Here is a 3,868-nt window from a genome sequence, read left to right as displayed (position 1 = left end):
GGCGCCGTCGTGCGGTCCCGGGTGGTCAGCCGACGCCGATCTCGCCGAGCTGCAGGTGGTACGCGCCGAACTGATCGGCGCTCAGCCGCGTCCCGTCGACCTTCACGTACCGGGCCGTCACGGGGGCGAAGGTGAAGACCTGTGCGGCGGTGCCCGGCCGTGGGAAGCCGGTCCTGGCGGCCACCGTGGTCCAGTGCGCGTTGTCGTCGGAGACCTGGACGGTGAAGTCCACCGGGAAGCCGAGGCCCGTGTTGGAGCCGTCGGTCCGGCCGGTGAGCCGGACCTGCGAGAGCAGGGTGGCGCCCTGGAGGTCGACGGTGGCCCACTCGTGGCCGGTGGCGGTGGTCTCGGCGCTGCTCCAGCCCATCGAGTAGCCGAGGGCGGAGTTCTGCACGCCGTCGGTGGCGGCGGCGCGGACCCAGCCGGCGGCCGTGTTCTCCACCGAGCTGGAGACGGTCACCGGCCGCCCGGCGGCCACCGCGTCCCCGTAGCCTTCGAGCTCGGCCAGCTGGAGGTGGTAGTTCCCGTGCGGGTCGTCGGTGGCGGCGAACGGGAAGGACTGTGGACCACGGTCGCGGACCGCAAGAGGCTGTGCACGGTGAGGCCGTGACCGCGCCGCCGGGACCGGTGAGGTCGCCGGCGGCGACGTGCACGTCGCTCAGGGCGTCGTCCGAGCGGACCGAGATCTGGGCCGCCTGGACCTCGTTGCGGGCGGCGAACAGGCTGATGTTCCCGACGGCGCGGTCCGGCCGGACGGTCGAGGAGAACACGTGGTCGGAGGCGCTCTGCACCCAGACCGACGGGCCGGTGGCCGCCTGCGCGGCGGCCGGTACCAGGGGACGCCAGGATGCTCCCCAGGAACAGCGGAACTGACGATCTGATGAGCGCTCTGTCCACGGTCTCTCTTTCACGATCTGCCGGATTTCTCCGCACGGTGAAGCCCGTGCGCCGACCATTCATATCTTATGAAGAGTCAGCTCGGCGGATCGATTCGTCTGCGGACCGGCGGCCTCAGCCGCCCGCGGCCACCCGCACCAGCCGCTCCGCCAGCTCCGGTGCGCCCGCCCAGTGCAGATGCAGGTAGGAGGCGTGCACCGAGCCGTGTACGAAACCCTCGGTGCGCGGTCCGGCCGGGGTGCGCCAGCCCCAGGCGGGCTGCTCGCCGGCGCCCGGTTCGCAGACCGTACGGTGGAACTCGTGGCCCCGCACCCGGGTGCCGGCGACGGCGAGCGGGCTGTCGCCGAGGGCGACGGCCTCCCGGTAGCCGAGGGTCAGCCGCTCGGTCATCCGGGCGCCGGTCGGCAGCAGGCCGCACATCGGCCTGCCGTCCAACTCCTGTCCCAGGTAAAGGAGTCCGGCGCACTCGGCGGCCACCGGCGCGTCCGTGGCGGCGAACGCGGCGATGGCCGCGCGCAGCGGCCCGTTCTCGCTCAGCTCGCCGACGTACAGCTCGGGGAACCCGCCGCCGATCACCAACCCGGCCGTCCCCGAGGGCAGTTCGCCGTCGTGCAGCGGGTCGAAGGCGACCACCTCGGCGCCGGCCGCGGTCAGCAGCTCGGAGTTCTCCGCGTACGAGAACGAGAACGCGGCGCCGCCCGCGACCGCGATCCGCGGCCGGCCGGGGACGACCGCGACCTCCTGCGCCGGGTCCCAGGGCTCGGCGGACAGCGGCGGCGCGGTCCTCGCCAGCGCCAGCACGGCGTCCAGGTCGACCGAGCGGCCGATCAGCTCACCCATGTCGGCCACCGCCCGCAGGGCCTCGGCCGAGCGTTCCACCGCCGGGACCAGACCCAGGTGCCGGGACGGGGTGGCGACCGACGCCGCCCGCCGCACCGAGCCGAGCACCGGGACGCCCGACCCCTCCTCCAGCGCCTCGCGCAGCAGCTGCTCGTGCCGGTCGGAGGCGACCCGGTTGAGGATCACCCCCGCCAGCCGCACCTCGGGGTCCCAGGAGGCGAAGCCGTGCACCAGCGCCGCCACCGAGCGGGACTGCGAGGAGGCGTCCACCACCAGCACCACCGGCGCCCGCAGCAGCTTGGCGACGTGCGCGGTGGAGGCCAGTTCGCCCTGCCCGGCGGCGCCGTCGAACAGTCCCATCACGCCCTCGACCACCGCGACGTCCGCCCCGGCCGCACCGTGCAGGAACAGCGGGGCGATCCGCTGCGGCCCGCACATGTACGCGTCCAGGTTGCGCCCCGGGCGCCCGGCGGCCAGCGCGTGGTAGCCCGGGTCGATGTAGTCCGGGCCGACCTTGTGCGGGGAGACGGCCAGGCCCCGGGCGCGCAGCGCGGCCATCAGCCCGGTGGCGACGGTGGTCTTGCCCGCGCCCGAGGAGGGCGCGGCGACGACGAGACGGGGGATGTTCAACGGCCTACCACTCGATCCCGCGCTGGCCCTTGCGGCCGGCGTCCATGGGGTGCTTGACCTTGGTCATCTCGGTGACCAGGTCGGCGAGGTCGGTCAGCGGCTGCTTGGCGTACCGGCCGGTGATCACCACGTGCTGGCTGCCCGGACGGTCCTTCAGCACGGCCACCACCTCCTCCACGTCGACCCAGCCCCAGTGCATCGGGTAGGTGAACTCGTCCAGCACGTAGAAGCGGTAGGTCTCGGCGGCGAGGTCGCGCTTGACCTGCTCCCAGCCCTCCTTGGCGGCCTCCTCGCTGGACTGCTCCATCTCGGCCGACCGCTGGACCCAGGACCAGCCCTCGCCCATCTTGTGCCAGTCCACCGTGCCGCCCTGGCCGGAGGCGCCGAGCACGCGCAGCGCGTTCTCCTCACCGACCTTCCACTTGGCGGACTTCACGAACTGGAACACCCCGATCGGCCAGCCCTGGTTCCAGGCCCGCAGGGCCATGCCGAAGGCGGCGGTGGACTTGCCCTTGCCGGGACCGGTGTGCACGGCGGTGATCGGCAGGGTGCGGCGCTGGCGGGTGGTCAGGCCGTCGTCGGGGACGGTCTCGGGCTTTCCCTGGGGCATGGGGTCACGCGGCCTTTCGGTGGTGGTGGTCGGCGGAGCGGTGGGCCTGGACCAGGGCGGCGACACCCTCGGCCCGCAGTTCGTCCAAGGTGACGGCGGAGCCGCCCAGCTGGGCGGCGAGGGTGCGCGCCAGGCCGAGCCGGACCGGGCCCGACTCGCAGTCCAGCACCACCGCGGCCGCGCCCTGGGCGGCCAGCAGACCGGCGGCCCGGCCGGCCAGCGCGAGCGCGTCCCGGCCGCCGGTGGCCCGGCCGTCGGTGACCACCACCAGCAGCGGGCGGCGCTGCGGGTCGCGCATCCGCTCCACCCGCAGCACCTCGTGGGCGCGCAGCAGCCCGGCGGCGAGCGGGGTACGGCCGCCGGTCGGCAGCTGCTCCAGCCGGGCCGCGCCGACCTCCACCGAGGAGGTGGGCGGCAGCACCAGGTCGGCGGCCGCACCACGGAAGGTGATCATGCCGATCTTGTCCCGCCGCTGGTAGGCGTCCATCAGCAGGGAGAGCACGGCACCCTTGACGGCGGTCATCCGCTGCCGGGCCGCCATCGACCCGGAGGCGTCCACCACGAACAGCACCAGGTTCGACTCCCGGCCGCGGCGCACCTGCTCCCGGAAGTCGTCCTTGTGCAGCACCAGCGCCCGGGCCGCCCGCCCGCGCGCGGCCTGGTACGGCGCCGCGGCCTGCAAGGTCGCGGCCAGGTGCAGCCGGCTGAGCCGGCCCTGCGGGCGGCGGGCCCGGATGGTGTGCCCGCTGTCGGTCTCGGCGGGGGAGCGGCGCCCCTGGGCGCCGCGGCCGGTCCCCGGCACCTTGAACAGGCGGGTCCGGTACGGCTCGCCGGCGGCCACCGGGGTGGACTCCCGGCCGCCGCCCGCGGGCGCCTGCCGGGGCGGCACCG

Annotated in this window: 4 protein-coding genes; all 4 read right to left on the bottom strand. The window is 74.8% G+C overall.

What is annotated here, in order from left to right; genetic code table 11:
• Positions 1-25 precede the first annotated feature (25 nt).
• Positions 26-460, bottom strand: coding sequence for a discoidin domain-containing protein (locus AA75_RS11010; protein ID WP_158515478.1), 435 nt, complete (start codon positions 458-460; stop codon positions 26-28).
• A gap of 551 nt (positions 461-1,011) precedes the next feature.
• Positions 1,012-2,367, bottom strand: a complete 1,356-nt coding sequence (locus AA75_RS11000; RefSeq protein WP_033819712.1) for a cobyrinate a,c-diamide synthase — start codon at positions 2,365-2,367, stop codon at positions 1,012-1,014.
• A 4-nt stretch (positions 2,368-2,371) separates the two neighbouring features.
• Positions 2,372-2,977, bottom strand: a complete 606-nt coding sequence (gene cobO / locus AA75_RS10995; protein ID WP_033819711.1) for a cob(I)yrinic acid a,c-diamide adenosyltransferase — start codon at positions 2,975-2,977, stop codon at positions 2,372-2,374.
• A gap of 4 nt (positions 2,978-2,981) precedes the next feature.
• Positions 2,982-3,868 (bottom strand): VWA domain-containing protein (locus AA75_RS10990; RefSeq protein WP_033819710.1); only part of this gene is annotated, 887 nt, incomplete at its 5' end.

The sequence above is a fragment of the Kitasatospora sp. MBT63 genome, from assembly GCF_000710465.2.
Taxonomy (GTDB): domain Bacteria; phylum Actinomycetota; class Actinomycetes; order Streptomycetales; family Streptomycetaceae; genus Kitasatospora.
The sequence above is the reverse complement of the archived record's forward strand: the minus strand, read 5'-3'. Positions and strand labels throughout refer to the sequence as shown.

Bases quoted from the DNA above. Each gene is read 5' to 3' on its own strand.
- cobO (WP_033819711.1), bottom strand. From the start codon at position 2,977: ATGCCCCAGGGAAAGCCCGAGACCGTCCCCGACGACGGCCTGACCACC.